Source organism: Curvibacter lanceolatus ATCC 14669 (genome assembly GCF_000381265.1).
GTDB classification, from domain to species: domain Bacteria; phylum Pseudomonadota; class Gammaproteobacteria; order Burkholderiales; family Burkholderiaceae_C; genus Curvibacter; species Curvibacter lanceolatus.
This window is the reverse complement of record NZ_KB906287.1, coordinates 1-17654: the sequence shown is the minus strand read 5'-3', so window position 1 is coordinate 17654 and position 17654 is coordinate 1. Positions and strand designations below refer to the sequence as shown.

The 17654-nt window shown below is 65.7% G+C and carries 14 protein-coding genes and 1 pseudogene; 5 read left to right on the top strand and 10 right to left on the bottom strand.

Features of this window, described 5'->3' with window-relative positions:
* Nucleotides 1–27 precede the first annotated feature (27 nt).
* Together F624_RS0130145 and F624_RS0130140 are read left to right on the top strand one after the other, a co-directional pair.
* Nucleotides 28–1302: a YeaH/YhbH family protein gene (locus F624_RS0130145; RefSeq protein WP_019578103.1), complete on the top strand. Its 1275-nt coding sequence runs from the start codon at nucleotides 28–30 to the stop codon at nucleotides 1300–1302.
* On the top strand, nucleotides 1299–2834 hold the full coding sequence (locus tag F624_RS0130140) for a SpoVR family protein (protein WP_019578102.1): 1536 nt from the start codon (nucleotides 1299–1301) through the stop codon (nucleotides 2832–2834). Before F624_RS0130145 ends, F624_RS0130140 begins: the two co-directional genes overlap by 4 nt.
* 31 nt (nucleotides 2835–2865) lie before the next feature.
* Here the strand turns inward: F624_RS0130140 and F624_RS0130135 are convergent, their stop codons facing one another.
* The 5 genes from F624_RS0130135 to F624_RS0130115 form a co-directional block, all read right to left on the bottom strand.
* Entirely contained in the window at nucleotides 2866–3744 is an 879-nt protein-coding gene (locus F624_RS0130135; RefSeq protein WP_019578101.1) for a LytR/AlgR family response regulator transcription factor, read from the bottom strand.
* Nucleotides 3737–4855: a sensor histidine kinase gene (locus F624_RS0130130; protein WP_019578100.1), complete on the bottom strand. Its 1119-nt coding sequence runs from the start codon at nucleotides 4853–4855 to the stop codon at nucleotides 3737–3739. Before F624_RS0130130 ends, F624_RS0130135 begins: the two co-directional genes overlap by 8 nt.
* Nucleotides 4852–5913 carry an alpha/beta hydrolase family protein gene (locus tag F624_RS0130125; protein WP_019578099.1) on the bottom strand — a complete coding sequence of 354 codons (1062 nt, stop codon included), beginning with the start codon at nucleotides 5911–5913 and terminating at the stop codon, nucleotides 4852–4854. The genes F624_RS0130130 and F624_RS0130125 overlap by 4 nt, the downstream gene beginning before the upstream one ends.
* A 13-nt stretch (nucleotides 5914–5926) precedes the next feature.
* The gene (locus F624_RS0130120; RefSeq protein ID WP_019578098.1) at nucleotides 5927–6235 is read right to left on the bottom strand and encodes a 2TM domain-containing protein; all 309 of its coding nucleotides are present in this window, start codon (nucleotides 6233–6235) and stop codon (nucleotides 5927–5929) included.
* A 127-nt stretch (nucleotides 6236–6362) separates the two neighbouring features.
* A complete protein-coding gene (locus F624_RS0130115; protein ID WP_019578097.1) occupies nucleotides 6363–6896 on the bottom strand; it encodes a DUF6622 family protein in 534 nt (177 codons plus the stop codon).
* A 1647-nt stretch (nucleotides 6897–8543) separates the two neighbouring features.
* Between F624_RS0130115 and F624_RS0130100 the strand changes: the two genes are divergently transcribed.
* Nucleotides 8544–9647 (top strand): hypothetical protein, encoded by a 1104-nt coding sequence (locus F624_RS0130100; protein ID WP_157443703.1) that lies wholly within the window; start codon nucleotides 8544–8546, stop codon nucleotides 9645–9647.
* Entirely contained in the window at nucleotides 9607–10458 is an 852-nt protein-coding gene (locus tag F624_RS34500) for an Ig-like domain-containing protein (protein ID WP_169426730.1), read from the top strand. Before F624_RS0130100 ends, F624_RS34500 begins: the two co-directional genes overlap by 41 nt.
* Here F624_RS34500 and F624_RS0130090 read toward each other — a convergent pair.
* On the bottom strand, nucleotides 10370–11767 hold the full coding sequence (locus F624_RS0130090) for a diguanylate cyclase (protein ID WP_019578092.1): 1398 nt from the start codon (nucleotides 11765–11767) through the stop codon (nucleotides 10370–10372). The genes F624_RS34500 and F624_RS0130090 overlap by 89 nt on opposite strands.
* A gap of 160 nt (nucleotides 11768–11927) precedes the next feature.
* On the opposite strand from F624_RS0130090, the gene F624_RS0130085 reads away from it, so the two are divergent.
* Nucleotides 11928–12752, top strand: coding sequence for an undecaprenyl-diphosphate phosphatase (locus F624_RS0130085; RefSeq protein ID WP_031256779.1), 825 nt, complete (start codon nucleotides 11928–11930; stop codon nucleotides 12750–12752).
* A gap of 373 nt (nucleotides 12753–13125) precedes the next feature.
* Here F624_RS0130085 and F624_RS0130080 read toward each other — a convergent pair whose 3' ends face one another.
* From F624_RS0130080 to F624_RS0130065, 4 genes and pseudogenes are all read right to left on the bottom strand, one after another.
* A complete protein-coding gene (locus F624_RS0130080) occupies nucleotides 13126–13962 on the bottom strand; it encodes an alpha/beta hydrolase (RefSeq protein ID WP_019578090.1) in 837 nt (278 codons plus the stop codon).
* A 29-nt stretch (nucleotides 13963–13991) separates the two neighbouring features.
* Nucleotides 13992–14819 carry a proteasome-type protease gene (locus F624_RS0130075; protein ID WP_019578089.1) on the bottom strand — a complete coding sequence of 276 codons (828 nt, stop codon included), beginning with the start codon at nucleotides 14817–14819 and terminating at the stop codon, nucleotides 13992–13994.
* Nucleotides 14816–16348 (bottom strand): annotated as a pseudogene (gene mutS, locus F624_RS0130070) (DNA mismatch repair protein MutS); the annotation flags it as partial. The gene F624_RS0130075 and the pseudogene mutS, both read right to left, overlap by 4 nt.
* 38 nt (nucleotides 16349–16386) lie before the next feature.
* Nucleotides 16387–17573, bottom strand: a protein-coding gene (locus F624_RS0130065) for an IS3 family transposase (RefSeq protein WP_425387338.1) whose coding sequence is annotated in 2 segments (ribosomal slippage) — nucleotides 16387–17318 and nucleotides 17318–17573 — 1188 coding nt in all. Because the reading frame shifts where the segments join, the coding sequence is not laid out codon by codon here.
* Nucleotides 17574–17654 lie beyond the last annotated feature (81 nt).

Genomic DNA, 17654 nt, shown 5'->3' with positions numbered 1-17654 from the left:
TAGGCCCACCCTTGCCGGAGAGTCCTCATGACGGTTCGAATCGTTGACCGCAGGCTGGACAGCCGGAACAAGAGTTCCGTCAACCGCAGCCGCTTTCTGCGCCGCTTCAAGACCCAGGTGCGGCGTGCCGTGTCGGACGCGATCGCCAAACGCAGCATCCGGGATCTGGACAGCGGCGAGAAGATCGGTGTGCCGGGGCAGGACATCGGCGAGCCCCAGTTTCACCATGGCCGGGGCGGCGTGCGCGAATCGGTGCACCCCGGCAACGACCGCTTCAGCCACGGCGACCAGATGGACCGCCCGCCCAGCGGTGGCGGGCAGGGCAGCGGCCGAGGCCAGGCCAGCCCCGATGGGCAGGGCGTGGACGAGTTCCTCTTCACCCTGAGCCGCGACGAGTTCTTCGACCTGTTCTTTGATGAGCTGGAGCTGCCCCGCATGGTCAAGCGGCAGCTGGCGCGCATCAACGACTACAAGCTGGTGCGCGCCGGCTACACCCAGAGCGGCGTGCCCACCAACATCCACCTGCTGCGCACCCTGCGCAGCAGCGCTGCGCGGCGGGTGGCTGCGGCCGCCCCCTACAACAGCCGCCTGCGTGAGCTCGAAGAAGCGCTGGCCCTGGCCCTGGCCCAGAACCCGCCAGACGAGGCGGTGCTGCAGCAGTTGCGCAGCGAGATCGAGTCGCTGCGGCTGCGCCGCCGTGCCGCCCCCTTCATCGACCCGATCGACCTGCGCTACAGCAACCGCATCCGCGTGCCCGAGCCGTCCACCCAGGCGGTGATGTTCTGCCTGATGGATGTGTCGGGCTCGATGGACGAGGCGCGCAAGCAGATGGCCAAGCGCTTTTTCATGCTGCTGTACCTGTTTCTGAACCGCAGCTACGAGCGCATCGAGGTGGTGTTCATCCGCCACCACACCGCAGCGCAGGAGGTGGACGAAGAGGCCTTCTTCCATTCGCGCGACACCGGCGGCACCATTGTGTCGAGCGCGCTCAAGCTGATGACCGAGATCCAGCAGGCCCGCTACTCGGGCAGCCAGTGGAACATCTACGTGGCCCAGGCTTCGGATGGCGACAACTGGGGCGGTGACTCGGAGGTGTGTCGCGATTGGGTCGAACAGCACATCCTGCCCGTGGTGCAGTTCCATGCCTATGTGGAGATCACCGACGGCGAACCCCAGAACCTGTGGGAGGAGTACGAAAAGCTGGCCCGGGCCCACCTCGGGCATTTCGCGCTGCAGCGCATCCGCACGCCGGCCGACATCTACCCGGTGTTCCGCGAACTTTTCAGAAAGCGCCTGACATGAGCCGCCTGCGCAAATCCCACCCCTCGCCCAACCCTCCGCTGCTGGCCCAGGGCAGCGACTGGACCTTCGAGGAACTGGACCGCTGCGATGCCGAGATCGGTCGCGTGGCGCGCGATTTTGGGCTGGACGGCTACCGCCACCAGCTCGAGATCATCACGGCCGAGCAGATGATGGACGCCTATGCCGCCATCGGCATGCCGGTGTATTACCACCATTGGTCTTTCGGCAAGCACTTTCTCGAAACCGAGAACCGCTACAAGCGCGGCCAGATGGGCCTGGCCTACGAGATCGTCATCAACTCCGACCCGTGCATCGCCTACCTGATGGAGGAGAACTCCCTGGCCATGCAGGCCCTGGTGATTGCCCATGCGGCCTACGGGCACAACTCCTTCTTCAAGGGCAACCACCTGTTCCGGCAGTGGACCAGCGCCGACAGCATCGTCGACTACCTGGTGTTTGCCCGCAACTACATCACCGAATGCGAAGAGCGCCATGGGCTCGATGAGGTCGAACGCCTGCTCGACGCCTGCCACGCGCTGAGCAACCTGGGCGTGGATCGCTACCGGCGTGCTGGCTCGCTGTCGCTGGACAAGGAGCGTGCCCGACAGCAGGAGCGTGAGCAGTACCTGCAAAGCCAGGTCAACGACCTGTGGCGCACCCTGCCGCCGCGCCCGCTGGAAACCGCCATCACCCCCGAGCCGCGCTTTCCGGCCGAGCCCGAGGAGAACCTGCTGTACTTCATCGAAAAGCACGCGCCGCTCTTGGAGCCCTGGCAGCGCGAGATCGTGCGCATCGTGCGCAAGATCAGCCAGTACTTCTACCCGCAGCGCCAAACCCAGGTGATGAACGAAGGCTGGGCCACCTTCTGGCACTACACCCTGCTCAACACCTTGTACGACCAGGGCCGGCTGGGCGATGGCTTCATGCTCGAATTTCTGCAGTCGCACACCAATGTGGTCCACCAGCCGGCCTACAACAGCCCCTGGTATTCGGGCATCAATCCCTATGCGCTGGGCTTTGCCATGTGGCGCGACATCCGCCGCATCTGCGAGTCACCCACCCGCGAAGACCGCGAGTGGTTTCCGGACATCGCGGGCAAGCCCTGGCGCGAGACCTTTGACTTTGCCATGCGCGAGTTCAAGGACGAGAGCTTTGTGGCGCAGTTCCTGTCGCCCCGGCTGATGCGCGAGCTGCGCCTGTTCGCCGTGCTCGACGACGACCGCTGCACCAAGCTCGCGGTCAGCGCCATCCACGACGAGCCCGGCTACCGCGAACTGCGGCGCAAGCTGGCCGACCAGTACAACCTGGGCAGCCAGGAGCCCAACATCCAGGTCTGGAACGTGGACCGGCGTGGCGACCGCACGCTGACCCTGCGCTACTTCCCCTACCAGCGCCGCCCCTTGTCAGAACAGACCCCCGTGCTGCTGCGCCACCTGGCCACGCTGTGGGGCTTCAAGGTGCGCCTGGAGCAGCAGGCGGCCGACGGGCATGTCACCCTGCTGGGCGAACATGTGATGGAGCGCCGGCGCTAGGGCGCGAGTCTTGGGGGGGCAGGCCGGGCCTCTACATGGCCTTGAACAGGTGGGCATACAGCCGGCTCACCCCCAGCCGCTCGGCGCGCCCGCGCAGGCTGATGCGCAGCTTGCCGGCCTCGTCGCGCGTCACGGTGTCGATGGCGCTGGCGCGCACCAGGGTGCCGCGGTGGATTTGCCAGAACACCTGGGTATCGAGCTGGGCGATCAACTCTTTGAGCGGGGTGCGGATCAGGTATTCCTCGGTGGCGGTCAGCACGCGCACGTACTTGTCGGCGGCTTCGAAATACACCACCTCTTCGATGGGCACCAGGCGAATGCTGCTGCCCCCGCTCAGGCTGGCCTGGATCACCTTGAGACCCCCGGCTGAGGGTGCAGGGGCCTGCACGGCGCCGGTGGCGGGCTCTGCCCCGTGTTGGCCGATCTGGGCCGCCAGCAGCTGGCGCAACTGGGCCAGGGCGGGCTCGAGCAGGTCGGCCGGCACGGCCTGTGGCTGGGGGGCGCTGGGTTGCCGGCCCGCCAGCACCTGCTGAACCCGTTGCACGGTCTTGAGCAGGCGCGCGCCCTGCACCGGCTTGAGCACGTAGTCCACCGCCTGGGCCTCGAAAGCCTGCACCGCGTATTGGTCGTAAGCCGTCACGAACACCAGCGCCGGGAAGGGCGGCGCGCCGGCCCCGGTGGGCCATTGCTCGGCCAGCTCGGCCGCGGCCTCGATGCCGCTCTGCCCAGGCATGCGGATGTCCAGAAACAACACATCAGGGCGCAGCTGCAGCGCCTGGCGCACGGCGCTCAGGCCGTCACCCACGGTGGCCAGCAGGCGCAATTCGGGCCACTGGCGTTGCAACTCGGTCTGCAGGGCCAGGGCCAGCAGCGGTTCGTCTTCGGCGATCAGGGCGGTGATATCAGGCATGTTCCGGGGTGTCGTCAAGTCGGTGGGCGGCGTTGCTTTCGGGCAGGGCCTGCAGGGCATAGCGCAGCTGCACCACGGTGCCGCCGCCCGGGCCATGTTGCAGGCTCAGGCTGGCCTGCGGGCCGTACAGGGTGCGCAGGCGCTCGCGCACCTGGGTCAGGCCAAAGCCCCGGCCCAGGTCGGGTGTCTGGCGCTGGGCTGCTGCATCGCTGCGCAGGCCCACGCCAGTGTCGCTGACCGTGATCTGCAGCAGGGCAGGGGCCCCGTCAGCGCCCGGCAGGCTTTGGGCTTGCACGGTGATGTGGCCTCCCTCCACCTTGGGCTCCAGGCCGTGGCGGATGCTGTTTTCCACCAGCGGCTGCAGCAACAGCGGGGGCACGCTGGCCTGGCGCAGCGCATCGGGCAGCGCCAGGGTGTAACTCAGGCGGGGGCCCATGCGCACCTCCATCAGGGCCAGGTAGTCGCGCAGGCGGTCAAATTCGGCCTGCAGCCCGTGCTCGGTGGCGCGCGACGCGCTCAGCGTGGCGCGCAGGTAGGCGATCAGGTGGTCCAGCATGTGCTGGGCCCGCGCCGGGTCAATGCCCACCAGCACCCGCAGATTGGCCAGGGTGTTGAACAGCATGTGGGGCTCGAGCTGGGTCAGCAGCAGGCGCAGCTGGGCCTCGGTGGCCTGGCTTTCGGCCGCCTTCATGCGGCGCTGCAGGGTCATGCTCTTGCCCTGCAGGTAGAAGTAGCTGCTGATCACCACCCCGGCCACCACGGTGACGATCACTGAGCCGCGCAGGTCGCCGGACGCTGCGGAGTGCCAGGTCGACCAGCCAAACCAGTAGTCCGAGAGCAAGGTGCCCCCGGTGTAACCCGTGACCATGCCAAAAGCCACCAGGGCCGGCCCGCGCCAGCCGCGTGGCCAGGAGGTCATCGGGTCCATGCCCACCACAAAGCGCCCCATGTCGGTGATGAACCAGGTGCACAGGCCGATGCTCAGCGAATAGACCAGCGGCACCTCGTACGGGCGCTCAGGGTGAAACAGGTACTGCAGCGCCGAGATCACCAGGCAAAAGGCCAGCACCTGCACCAGGTGCCGTGTGGTGTGCAGCAGATCAGGCTTCATGGCAGCAGGTGGCGGTTGAAGAAGTCCACGATCTTGTCAAAGGTGGCCGGCACCTCGCTGGCGCGGTGGAAGCCGGGCGGGTCCATCAGGTAGCGGTCGACTTCGGCCGCCCGTTCGTTGGACCAGGGCGACAGCACGGCACCGTGCCCGCCTTCGGGCAGGTCGGCCACCAGCTCGCAGCGGGGGCCGCAGGCCTCGCGCACCCGGTCGATGTGAAAGCGCGGCACCAGCCATTCGTCCCGGCGCGCCTCGACCAGACCCAGCGCGGGCGGATGGGGCAGGCTGGGGTGGCTGATCGAGTCCATGTCGATGGCGGCCGCCATGGGCACGGCGGCCACCACGGCCTGCACCCGGGCATCGGTGTGCGATTCGGCCTCGGTGTCGTGGCCGTAACGCAGGTTCACATACCAGCGCGCCAGCGTGATCTTGACGCCGTCCCAGCCATTGCGGTGCACCAGGCCACCGGTGCAGGCCACGGCATCCTCATCGGCGTGCTGGTCGCAATGCTGGGCGAAGCGGGCTGGTGACCAGCGCGCACCGGCCAGCGTCAGCGCCGTGATGCCCCCCGCAGACATCCCATAGACACCGACGCGCTGGGCGTCAAACAGTGGTTTGAAGCGCGGGTCAGCTTCGATGCGATCAATGGCCTCAGAGACTTCCTGGGGGCGAATTTTCCAGCTGGGCGGGCCCACGCGGCGGTGATCGTGCCAGTTGTCACCCCGGTGTTCGGGCAGGGCCACCACATAGCCCGCCTTCACCAGTGTTGCCGCCAGATCGGACTGCGGCCAGGGCGAACCGCCTGACCCGTGCGACAGCACCACCAGCCGGTGGTTGCCCGCCACCGGGGGCGCCTGCCAGGCCACGTCAAGGGTGAAGCTGCCACGTTTGAGGGGCGCGCTGGCGGCCTGGGCTGGGTAGAACACGGTCACCGGGCCGTCGTCGCCCTGGCCCGGCAGCACGTCCAGCCCGACCGAGGCCAGCGCCCAGGGGCTCAGGAAGAAGGCGGTGGCGGCCAGGCCACGGGGGATGAGTTGTGAGATGAGTTGTTTCAGGCGCATGTCGGGGCTCCGCTCAGGGTTGGGGTGGGGTGTCTTGCTTGAACTCGCGGCGCAGGCGCTCGCGCTCGCGTTCGACCAGCCTTTCGCGCAGGCCGCTGCCCGAGCCCAGCACAAACACCGACACCCCGTGCAGCAACACCCCCAGACCCCAACCGGCCGCCGGGAAGATGGACCACCGGTGCATGCCGAACTGGGTCGACAGGATGAACAGCGCAGCGTTCACCACCAGGTAGACCCCCAGGTGGATGAACCAGCCCATCTTGGCGCCGGCACGGCGCTGGGCCAGGCGTTCCAGGTCATCGGGGGTGCGGTCAGGTCTCATGGTCAATGGGCGTGCAGCACGCCGGGTTGGGGTGGATCAGGGCAGCCCTTGCATTGTCGATCAAGGCTGAGCCCCAGGTGGGGCTCAGCCGGTCTGGATGCGGCGATCAGGCAGCTCGGTGCGGCCTTCAGGCCACCGGGCTGCTGGCATCCCATTGCCGGGCTGCCTGGTCGGTGCGCAGGGCCAGGGCCCAGAGGCGCCCGACACGGCCCATGAACAGACCGCTGAAGCCCCCGTACACGGCGCTGCACACGAGTGGAAAGCCGGCCTCCTGCACCCAGCCGGCGTGCACGGCCAAGGCCACCCCCACCACGTACTTGGTCATGAACAGGCCCAGCATCGTGGCCAGCGGCACCCAGCTGCCGGGCACCGTGAAGCGTTGCTGATCCGGGTCGTAGCGGGTGCCGGCCGGCAGGGCCTGGCGCTGCACCCACCAGCCAGTGCTGCTGGCGGCCAGCAGCCAGCACATCAGCGTGAGGGGCTGCGTGGGCCAGGCGCTGAGCACGCCGTACAGCGAAAACGCTGTCAGCCCCAGCGCGGGCAGCAGCACGCGCTTGAGCCCCATTTGCCGGCTCAGGGTCTGGCGCAGGCCCAGCCACAGCAGGGCGACGAACAGGGCGAACACCCAGCGCGGGGTGTTTTGAAGGATTTGCAAAAACATGGAATGGCTCCGTTGAGTTCAAGGGGAGGGGCTTGGAGCTGCACTGTGCCCCCCGATGGGTCGAACTGAAAACCACTTGAGACGAAACGCCAGAGGCCTGTCGCGAACTGCTTGCTGGGGGCGCGAGATGGCTGTCGATCAGGTGTTTCGTCGACACAAGTTCACGTTCGTCCTGTGAGGTCATGCCTTTCTGAGGCTGCAAATTCCATCCGAAAAATTAATAAAAACGATAAATGGATGCATCATTTTGTATTTTCTGGTGTTTGGCGTAATAAATGATCAGAAATGATTTTTTGGTGCGAGGTTGGCCATTTTGATGACCTATCGTACGGGCCTGTGAAACGCGGCTGTTTGCTGCATTGGGCGCGCGTTTTGGGCTCTTCTGGCTTGTCTTTCAGCCAATTTTGAGGCTGACATGACGCGGGATGAGGTCTGAGAACGCAGGGGTGGGCAAGTGACGGTAGGGATGGCTCCATGGCGAGGCACTCTCTTCGGCTTATCACATCAATCGTTAAAGACTGCCGTTTCCATCAATAAAATTGACTTTGAATCCTTAAATGATTGATGTGATTTTTGCTGCGTTGGGCATCAGGAACGTGCCTCGACTTCTGCGTGCGGCTTTGGGTATGGGGGGGCGGCGCCTGGCCGCCGTCCTGCTGAGCCTGGCGTGGGTGCTCGGTCTGGGCGGGGTCTCGGCGCAGGCTGCTGTGAACCTGGAGATCAGCGTGGGCGCGGGCACCTCTTCCACCTTCGGCGTGCCCAGTACGAACGCCACTCTGAGCATCGTCCTCAAGAACACCGGGACGACAGCGGCCAACTTTTCGTCGAGCGTGGCCAACTTCACCCTCCAATTGCCGCCTCACATGGGGATATCTGCCCGTGGGAATTCGAGCAACATCATTTGCTATTACTTGTCTGGCAACGCCGCCACCACGGGCTTGGTGGTCAGTTGTTCTCCAAGCATCGCGTCGCTGGCGGCAGGTGCTCAGGTGGGATTCACCACCTATGCGTTCGCTGACGCTGGGGCCATTGGTGTGGCTGGTACTGTGCGGGCCGCCGTGGATGCCACGGGGGGCAATGCCTGGGTGAATGCCTCCAGCTGCACCAGCACGGGCGTGCCCAGTTCGGGCTGCTTCGTCGGCCCTTTGAGCGCGGCTTACTCGGCCGGTGGGGCCATCATGGCCATGCGCGTGGGGGCACCTTCCACCACCGTGGTCGGCCAAGCTGCGCAGTTCAGTCTGGACATGTTTCCTTACCTGCTGGCGGGCGGCACCACGTCGGTCACCGTCAATTCCTTCCTGATCTTCTATTTTCAGTTGCCGCCGTATTACACCCTCGGCAGCGTGGTCCCCAAGGCAGGGCGCCCCAATTCCTCGCTCGGACACACCTGCAGCTTGTCCGGCGGTAGCCTCGCCACCGGCTTGTCGTACAGTTGTTACAACAACAACAACGCTTCCAACGTGACCTTGAGCAACGCCACCCCCAGCGGTGCCGCGGGCTGGCTGGTCACCGCCACCCCGTCCCGCTTCGCGGGGGGGCAGATGCGGGCCTCGACCACCCCGATCCCTGGCGGGGTATACGCCGACGGTGGCTACGGGGGGGGCTGGAAATTACGCCGACCCCCAAACCTGTGCTGTCGACGATGTGGTGCTGGGCTGCGGCTTTGGCGCCAGCGTGCCCGGGGGGCCGAACCTGGGCCTGGCGCTGTCCAACCCGGGAACCCTGAGTGTGGGGGCGACCACGCCCTACAGCCTGACCCTGACCAACCGCGGCACGGTGGCCACGGGCAGCACCTTGGTGGTGTACAGCCAGTTGCCCGCCAATGTGCAGTACAGCGCGGTCAGCCCCGACACATCGGGTTCGGTCACGGCCAGTGCGGTGTCTTGTTCGGCCGGCGGCACCGTCAGCGCAGGGCAACTGCTGACCTGCACCGTGACCCTGCCCACGGGAGGGTTGGATGCCAATCAAAGCACGGCCCTGAGCCTCAGTGTGACCCCGCTGGCCGCCGCGTCAGGGGCGTCCACCACCCACCGGGCTGCAGTGGATCCCTCGGGCAACAACGCGGCGCAAACGCCCAGCACCTGCACGGGCACAGACTCGCCCAACGCCGGCTGCGCCGTGGCGTCAGCCATCACCGTGGGCACTGGGGTGTCGCTCCAACTGTCCAAGTCGAATCCTCCGTCGCTCGTCACAGGCACTGCCGCCGCCTACGGCCTGGTGGTCAGCAACGTTGGTACCGGCGCCACAGGAACCAGTCTGGTGCTGTATGACCAATTGCCGGCCAATTTTGTCTACACCAGCGCCAGCAACGCCACCCCGGCGGGGGGCACGGCATTCAGCGCGGTCAGTTGCGCCAACTACTCGGGCAGCCTGGCCGCTGGCTGGCTGGTGCGTTGCACCTTGACCTTGCCCACGGGGGGCCTGGCCGCGGGCAGCAGCGCGGGCATCACCTTCAATGCCACGCCGCAGGCGGCCGCCAGTGGCGTCAGTTCGGCCAACCTGGCCTCGATCGATCCGACGGGGGCCAATGCGGTGCAAGCACCGTCGAGCTGCACCGGCAACGGCACGCCCAGCCAGGGTTGCGCCGTGGCGCCGGCCCTGGTGCCCAATGGGGCGGCGGCAGCGCAGTCCCGGGTGACCATCGGGCCCGCAGGGCCCTTGGCGGCTGATGGGGCCGCGGCCTACACGATCACCGCCACGGCGTACAACGGTGCAGGCGCCTTCCTACACCATCACCGCCACTGCCTATGACAGCAACGGCAACCTGAACACCTGGCAGCCGCAGACCTTTGCGTTCTCCTGGCGCGAAGGGGGCGTGACCCGGACCCTGGGCAATCGGGCGTTGAAGCAGGCGGTGAGCGCCCGCTCGGCAAGCCAATGGACGGCCATGAGTGCGGATACTTGCACCACCGCCACCAGTGGCGCTGAGGCTGGCCGTTGTTCGGTCACGCTGAAGTCGACCCAGGCGGGCTGGTTCACGGTGCTCAGCCAGGTCGGCGGTGTGCCGGTGGGCAACCCCTCGGGAGGTCAGGTGGCGGCGCAGTTTGTGGCTGGGCCGGCGGTGGCGGCCAACTCGCTGATCACCATCAGCCCGGGCACCCGGCAGGCCGATGGTGTGGACACCCACACCGTGACCATCACAGCGCGGGATGCCTTCGACAACGTGCAGGGCGATGTGTCGACGCTGTTCACCTTCAGCCCGCCGGCGGCCGGGGCCAGCCTCAGTGCCACCCGCTGCAGCACGGCCACCACGGGGGCCGATGCGGGCAGTTGCTCGGTGACGCTGAAGGCCACGACGCCGGGCAACTACACCGTGGGCGGCAGCCTGGGTGGGCAGCCTGCGGGCAACCCGGTGCAGGGGCAGTTTGTGCCGCCTGCGGCTGGTGCGGTCACTGCAGTGCCGACCCTGGGCGAGTGGGCCTGTGTGGGGCTGGTGCTGTGCCTGGGTTGCTTGGGTGCGGCCAGCGGGCGCTTCAATCGTCGGCCTGCTCGGCAGCCAGCCAGACCCGGTTGCGACCGTTGTTCTTGGCCAGGTACATGGCCTGGTCGGCGCGGCGGATGAGGTATTGGGGGTCAGGGTGGTGGTCGTACAGCGCCACGCCGATGCTCACGGTGAGCTCGATGCGCCGACCCTGGCCGATCTGGAATTCGTGGTCGGCAAAACGCTGACGCAGGTTCTCGGCAATGCGCAGGCTGGACTCGGCGTCCACTTCGACCAGCATCACCAGCATTTCCTCTCCGCCGTAGCGGAACACGAAATCGCCGTTGCGCACGCCATTGAGCAGCAAGGCCGCGGCCTGTTGCAACACCAGGTCGCCGGCGTCGTGCCCGTGCTCGTCGTTGACCTGCTTGAAGTGGTCCACATCGAGCAGCAGCAGCGCAAAACGTTTGCCCTGGCTGTTGGAGAGGGCGATCTCACGGTTCAGCACGGAGGGCAGAAAACGCCGGTTCAGCAGGCGGGTCAGTGCGTCGCGGCCGTTTTCCACCTCCAGTTGATGCTCGAACAGGCCCGACAGAAAGAACTTCAGGTTGTCCAGTTCCTGTTGCAGGGCCAGCACCAGGCTGGCGGCCTGGTCCGCCGGGAGCTCGGCCTGGGCCAGCCGAGGCAGCACGGTGGCGTCGACGCGCTCGATGCACTCGCGGATCTGCTCCATTTCGGGGGCGCCCTCGAACAGCGTGGCCGCCTTGTGGTGGAACCACAGGCCGAACTCCGAGCTGCCCAGGCGGGGCAGCACGCCTGGCCGAGGCACCCGGTGCAGGGAGAACATCAGTTCCTGACCCCATTCGAGCAACACCGAGCGTTGTCGCTCGCGCTCGACCGACATGTTCTGGCCCAAAGAAAACAGGCGATACGCCTCGTCGTTGCGGGCGCCGCGCTGGGAGTTGCGCAAAAAGGCCTCGGTCATCAGCTCCAGCGCCATGTCCAGCAGTTCGCTGATGTAGGCGATGGCCTGGCGATGCAGCGGGTCATCGTGGCCGCAGGCCGCGTCCAACTGCTCGAACAAGGCTTGCTTGAGCACCCGGGCACCGCGCGCCACCAGATGGATGGGCAATTGGATGCGGGCGTGCACCTCGCCCACGTGGCGTTGCAGTGCCACGATGGCCGCCGGATCGCTCGTGGGGTGGGCCAGCACCTCGCAGATCCATCGCTCCATCGAGGCCTGCAGGCGCCGGTGCACGATGTCGTGGTTCAGGAAGCGGGCGGCCTGGGGATGCCCCAGCATGCTGTTGTAGAAAAGTTGGGCGAGTGGGGCGCAATGCGCCCGTGCCAAGCCGGCGACCAGCTCGCGGCAGGCCTGCGGGGCTGCTTGCACGGCGTTCGCCCATTCCTGCTCGGGAAGATCGGTCATGGGGCTGAGGAGGGCGTGCATGGTTGGATGCGACCTGCATCACGTCGGAAGGCAAGAGGCAGGTCGCCAAGCCGCCTTGTTTGTAACGGTGTGCAAGTATAAGCAGGTGCTGTGGGGGCACTGCCCGTGGATTCATGCTGCACTGCGGCGATAATTTCAGACTGCACTGAAAGGGAAATTCGTGGATATCGTTTTGCTGGCCAAGGCGGCCGTCATGGGGGTGGTGGAAGGGTTGACCGAATTTCTGCCAATCTCGTCGACCGGGCATTTGATTCTGGCCGGGGCCCTGTTGGGCATGGATGACGACAAGGCCAAGGTGTTCGACATCGCGATCCAGACCGGGGCCATCTTTGCCGTGGTGATGGTGTACTGGCAAAAAATACGTGACACGGTGGCCGCTTTGCCCGTGTCCATGCGGGCCCGGCTGTTCGCTTTCAATGTGCTGGTGGGCTTCTTGCCCGCCGTGGTGCTGGGCCTGCTGTTCGGCAAGTTCATCAAGGCCCATCTGTTCACACCCGAGGTGGTGGCCAGCACCTTCATCCTGGGCGGGTTGGTGATTCTGTGGGCCGAGCGGCGTCCGCAAAGCGATGCCCATGTGCAGAACGTCGACAGCATGACCGCCATCGACGCCCTCAAGGTGGGCCTGGTGCAATGCCTGGCCATGGTGCCGGGCACCAGCCGGAGCGGCGCCACCATCATCGGCGGCATGCTGCTGGGCCTGAGCCGCAAGGCCGCCACCGATTTCTCTTTCTTCCTGGCCATCCCGACGCTGATCGGGGCGGGCGTGTACAGCCTGTACAAAGAGCGGGCGCTGCTGTCCATGGCCGACCTGCCCCTGTTCGGCGTGGGCTTGCTGTTCTCGTTTGTGAGTGCCTGGCTGTGCGTGCGCTGGTTGCTGCGCTACATCAGCACCCACAGCTTCGTGGCCTTTGCCTGGTACCGCATCGCCTTTGGCATCGTGGTGCTGGCCACCGCGTGGAGCGGTTTGGTGCATTGGGCGGCATAGGAAGTAGGCCCCCACGGTCGTGCACTGCGTGTCACTCCCTGCCCCCCGAGGGGGCCGCAGGCCGCCTTGGGGCGGCCCGGCGCCGGCCTGACCTCTTCGTTTGAGGCTGGCTGAATTCAGAAGGGGGCCTGACGCCCCCCCTCACTTCGTGTCACTCCCGCGTGCGGCCGCGAGACGCGGACGCTCTTCGCCCTGTCCAGCCCTGCGCAGGCAGGCCTGGAGCCGCAGGGCTCAGCCCCCCGAGGGGGCCGCAACCCGCCTTCGTTGCAGGTCTGTTGGAGTCGCAAGGGGGCCTTGCGGTCCCCGCGTTCACTCACTTCGTTTCGGTTTTTGGGTCCCGAGGGCCGTCAGGTGTCGGCCTGACCTGTTTGTTTCAGGCCTTGGCGGTTTCGAGGTTGCGCAGGCTGGCCTCGATGGCGGCGGCGGTGGCCAGGGGTTTTTCCATGGGGAACAGGTGGCTGCCGTCGAGCATCATGATGCGGCCTTTGACCACTTTGTCGGTCATGGTCATGCCCACCTGTTGCATCTCTTGCGAGGCCAGGCCGCCGATGAAGGCGGCGGGGCAGCGCAGGGGGTGGCGGGCCAGCAGGCCATCGAGGTTGTGCGGCAGGGTGTTGTAGATGGCGGTTTCCACGTCGCGGTCAAAGCACAGCACGCGGCGCGGGCCTTGCGGGCCGTCTTCGTCGCGGGTGCCGTGGGTGATGTAGTCCTGCAGCACCTGCGGGTCCCAGCGGGCAAAGGCCTTCTTGTGCTCGAAGTGGGCCAGGGCTTCTTCAGCGCTGGCCCAGGCGTTGCGCCGGCGCCGGCTGATCTTTCCGGGCGACACCGAACCCACCAGCTGGGTCTGCTTGATCACGCCCAGCGCGTTGGCACGCCAGCCGCCCAGCAGCGGCGAGTCGATCAGCAGCACGCCCTTCACGCCATGGCCTCCCAGTTTGGGGTGCCGGGCCGCCGCCATCACGCTCAGAAAGCCGCCCAGCGAGTGGCCGACCAGAAAGGCCGGTTCACCGGCCTTGGTGATTTCACGCTCGGCAAAGTCGGCCAGTTGCTGCACCAGGTGCGGCCAGTTGCTGGTGACGGGGTAGCGCTCGTCGTGCCCGAACTGCTCCAGGGCCTTGACCTTGAAGCCGCGTTGCCGCAGCTGCTTGAACAAGACCTGGTAGGTGCCGGCGGGAAAGCTGTTGGCGTGCGAGAAGATGATCAGTGACATGGATTCCGTGGTGCCAACGGGTGGCGGTTTCAGATCAGCTTTTCTTGCGGGGTGGCGATCTTGTGCAGTGGCTTGCTGCGCGGGCTGTGCACCATCAGCGGCACCTCGGTCTGGCCATCGCCCCACATCGGGTCTTCGATGCTGTCGAACACTTCGCGCAGCTTCTGGCCCCAACTGCCATGCACCATGCGGAAGTAGGGGTTGTTCTCGTCGATGCAAATGACCTTCTCGGTCTTGAACTGGTGGGCTTCGTACACCACCAGGTCCAGCGGCAGGCCCACCGACAGGTTCGATTTGAGGGTCGAATCCATCGACACCAGGGCGCACTTGGCGGCTTCGTCCAGCGGCGTGGTCGGGGTGATGACGCGGTCCAGCACGGGCTTGCCGTATTTGGATTCACCGATCTGGAAGTAGGGCGTCTCAGGGGTGGCTTCGATGAAGTTGCCCGCCGAGTAGACCTGGAACAGGCGCATGCCTTCGCCCTTGATCTGCCCCCCGAAGATCATCGACACGTTGAACTCGACGCCAGCCTGGCGCAGCGAGGCCGCGTCGCGCTCATACACCCGGCGCACCGCAGAGCCCAGCACACGGCAGGCGTCGAACATGCTTTTGGCGTTCCAGATGGTGATGGGATCGCCGCCTTCGTGGTCCTTGAGCTGCTCGACCTGCAGGATCTCGCGGATGGACTGCGAGATGCTCAGGTTGCCCGCCGACAGCAGCACCATGAAGCGGTCGTCCGGCTTTTCGTAGACGATCATCTTGCGGAAGGTGCTGATCTGGTCGAGACCGGCGTTGGTGCGCGAATCGGACAGGAACACCAGGCCCGCATTGAGTTTGATGGCGACGCAATAAGTCATTGGGAAGACGCTAGTTTTTTCAGGGAGTAGATCAGGTCCAGCGCTTCGCGCGGACTGAGGGTGTCGGGGTCGATCTCGGCAAACCTGGATTCTAAGGCGCTGGGTGCGATGGACTCGGTCGCTGGTGGCGGCGCAAACAGGTCCACCTGGGCCTGCGATTCGCTGGCCCGCAGCTCCAGCGCCTCCAGTGCATGGCGCGCATGGTGCAGCACGGCCACCGGCATGCCGGCCAGGCGGGCCACCTGGATGCCGTAGCTGCGGCTGGCCGGTCCGTTCTGGATCTCGTGCAGAAACACGATGTCCGAGCCCGACTCGGTGGCGCTCACGTGCACGTTCACCGCCTGGTGGTGCTTGGCCGGAAACTCGGTCAGCTCGAAGTAGTGGGTTGCAAACAGCGTGAAGGCCTGGGTGCGGTCATGCAGTTGGGTGGCGATGCCCGAGGCCAGGGCCAGGCCGTCGAAGGTCGAGGTGCCGCGGCCGATCTCGTCCATCAGCACCAGGCTGTGGGGCGTGGCGCTGTGCAGGATCTGGGCGGCTTCGGTCATCTCCAGCATGAAGGTCGATTGGGCGTTGGCCAGGTCGTCGGCGGCGCCGATCCGGGTGTGGATGGCGTCGATGGGCCCGAGGCGGCAGGCCTCGGCGGGTACATGGCTGCCCATGCTGGCCAGAAGCACGATCAGTGCCACCTGCCGCATGTAGGTCGATTTACCGCCCATGTTGGGGCCGGTGATGATCTGCATGCGCTGGCGAAAGCCCAGCCGGGTGTCGTTGGCAATGAAGCTGCCGCCCGAAGTCTCGGCCAGCCGGGCCTCGACCACCGGGTGGCGGCCCCGGGTGATGTCGATGCAGGGCTCCTTGGCAAACACCGGGGCGTTCCAGCCCAGCGTCAGCGCGCGCTCGGTCAGCGTGCACAGCACGTCCAGCGTGGCCATGGCGCGGGCCACGCGGCTGAGCGCCGGCACATGGGCCTGCAAGGCGTCCAGCACCTGCTCGTACAGCCATTTCTCGCGCGCCAGGGCGCGCTCCTGCGCCGACAGGGCCTTGTCTTCGAAGGCCTTGAGTTCGGGCGTGATGAAGCGTTCGGCGTTCTTCAGTGTCTGGCGCCGGCGGTAGTCGGCCGGCACCTTGTCGAGCTGACCCTGCGTGACTTCGATGTAGAAGCCGTGCACCTTGTTGTATTGCACGCGCAGGTTGGCAATGCCCGTGCGCTCGCGCTCGCGCACCTCCAGCTCGACCAGAAAGCTGTCAGCGTGGTTCTGGATGTGGCGCAGCTCGTCGAGTTCGGCGTCAAAGCCTTCGGCGATCACGCCGCCGTCGCGCACCAGGGCCGCGGGCTCGGGCAGGATGGCGCGTTGCAGCAGGGCGGCGCATTCGGGCGGGGCCTGCAGCTCGGTGGCCACCTGGGCCAGGGTGCCCTCGGGCCATTGGCCGATGCGGGTCAGGCCCTCGGCCTTGATCAGCGACACCTGCAGGGCCACCAGCTCGCGCGGGCGCACCTGGCGCAGGGCGATGCGCGCGGTGATGCGCTCTGAGGTTGCCCCTGAAAATCGGAGTGCATAACCGGTCTTCAAGCGGCAGATTTGTGCTGCGCCGCCAACCAGCGATTTTCGTACTGCATGGGGCTCATGTAGCCCAACGTCGAATGTAGCCGGGAATGGTTGTAGAACCCGATCCACTCCAAAATCACCTGCCTTGCTTGGGCTCTGGTCGCGAACTTTCGACCATGAACACACGCCGTTTTCAAATGGCCCCACAGACTCTCAGTTGGGGCGTTGTCCCAGCAATTTCCCTTGCGACTCATCGAGCTGACAATGCCCCACTCCTTGAGTGTGGCCTGGAAGCTATCGCTGCAATATTGACTGCCCCTGTCGCTGTGAAAGATCAGGCCCTTGGCAGGTCGGCGACGCCAGCAGGCCATCAGCAATGCATCTTTGACCAGGCTCGTTTGCATGTGCGTTTGAAGGCTCCAGCCCACCACCTGACGGCTGTGCAGGTCCAGCACTGCCGCCAGGTACAACCACCCCTCGCCCGTGGCGATATACGTGATGTCTCCGCTCCATAAGCGATTTGGGGTCTGTGGATTGAACTGGCGTTGAACCAGGTCGGCCGCCACTGGCAACCGATGTTTGCTGTCGGTTGTGACAACAAATTTGCGCTTCGTCCTGGCTCGGATGCCGTGTCGGTGCATCAGCTTGCGCACCCGGTCTTTGCCGACCCTGATGCCTCTGGCCAACAACTCCTTGTGCATGCGTGGCCAGCCGTATTCGCCGTTGACCTGGGCATGGATGGCTCGCATGTGGGCGAGTAAGGCCTCGTCGCTGTGAAATCGCGTGGGCCCACCGTGGCCTCTCTTGCCAGCCCTGTCCCAGCTGAAATACCCACTGGGACTGACCTGCAAAACCTCACACATCAGCGTGATCGGCCAGCGTTGCTTCATCGAGTGAATCCAGGCGTACTTTGCAGCACATCCTGTGCAAAGTACGCCGCCGCTTTTTTTGCAATATCGCGCTCCATCTTCAGGCGAGCAACTTCAGCCTTCAACCGTGCAATCTCGGCCTGTTCGGGGCTCACCACCGCGGCAGGTTTGCCATCTGTCGACACCCCAAGCTGCCCTTTTGCGTCCGCCCGAACCCAGTTGGTCAAGCTAGCGCTGGGCATGCCCAGGGTCTTGGCCACCACTGCAGCAGGCCGTCCTGCCTTGACCTGCCTGACGGCTTCTTGCTTGAACTCCAAGGTGTACTTGGCTCTGCTCATCACTCCAGCGTTCATCTCTTCTCTCCTTTCCCGGCATTCTCCGGGCTGAGCTATGAACTCCGAAATTCGAGGGCAACCTCA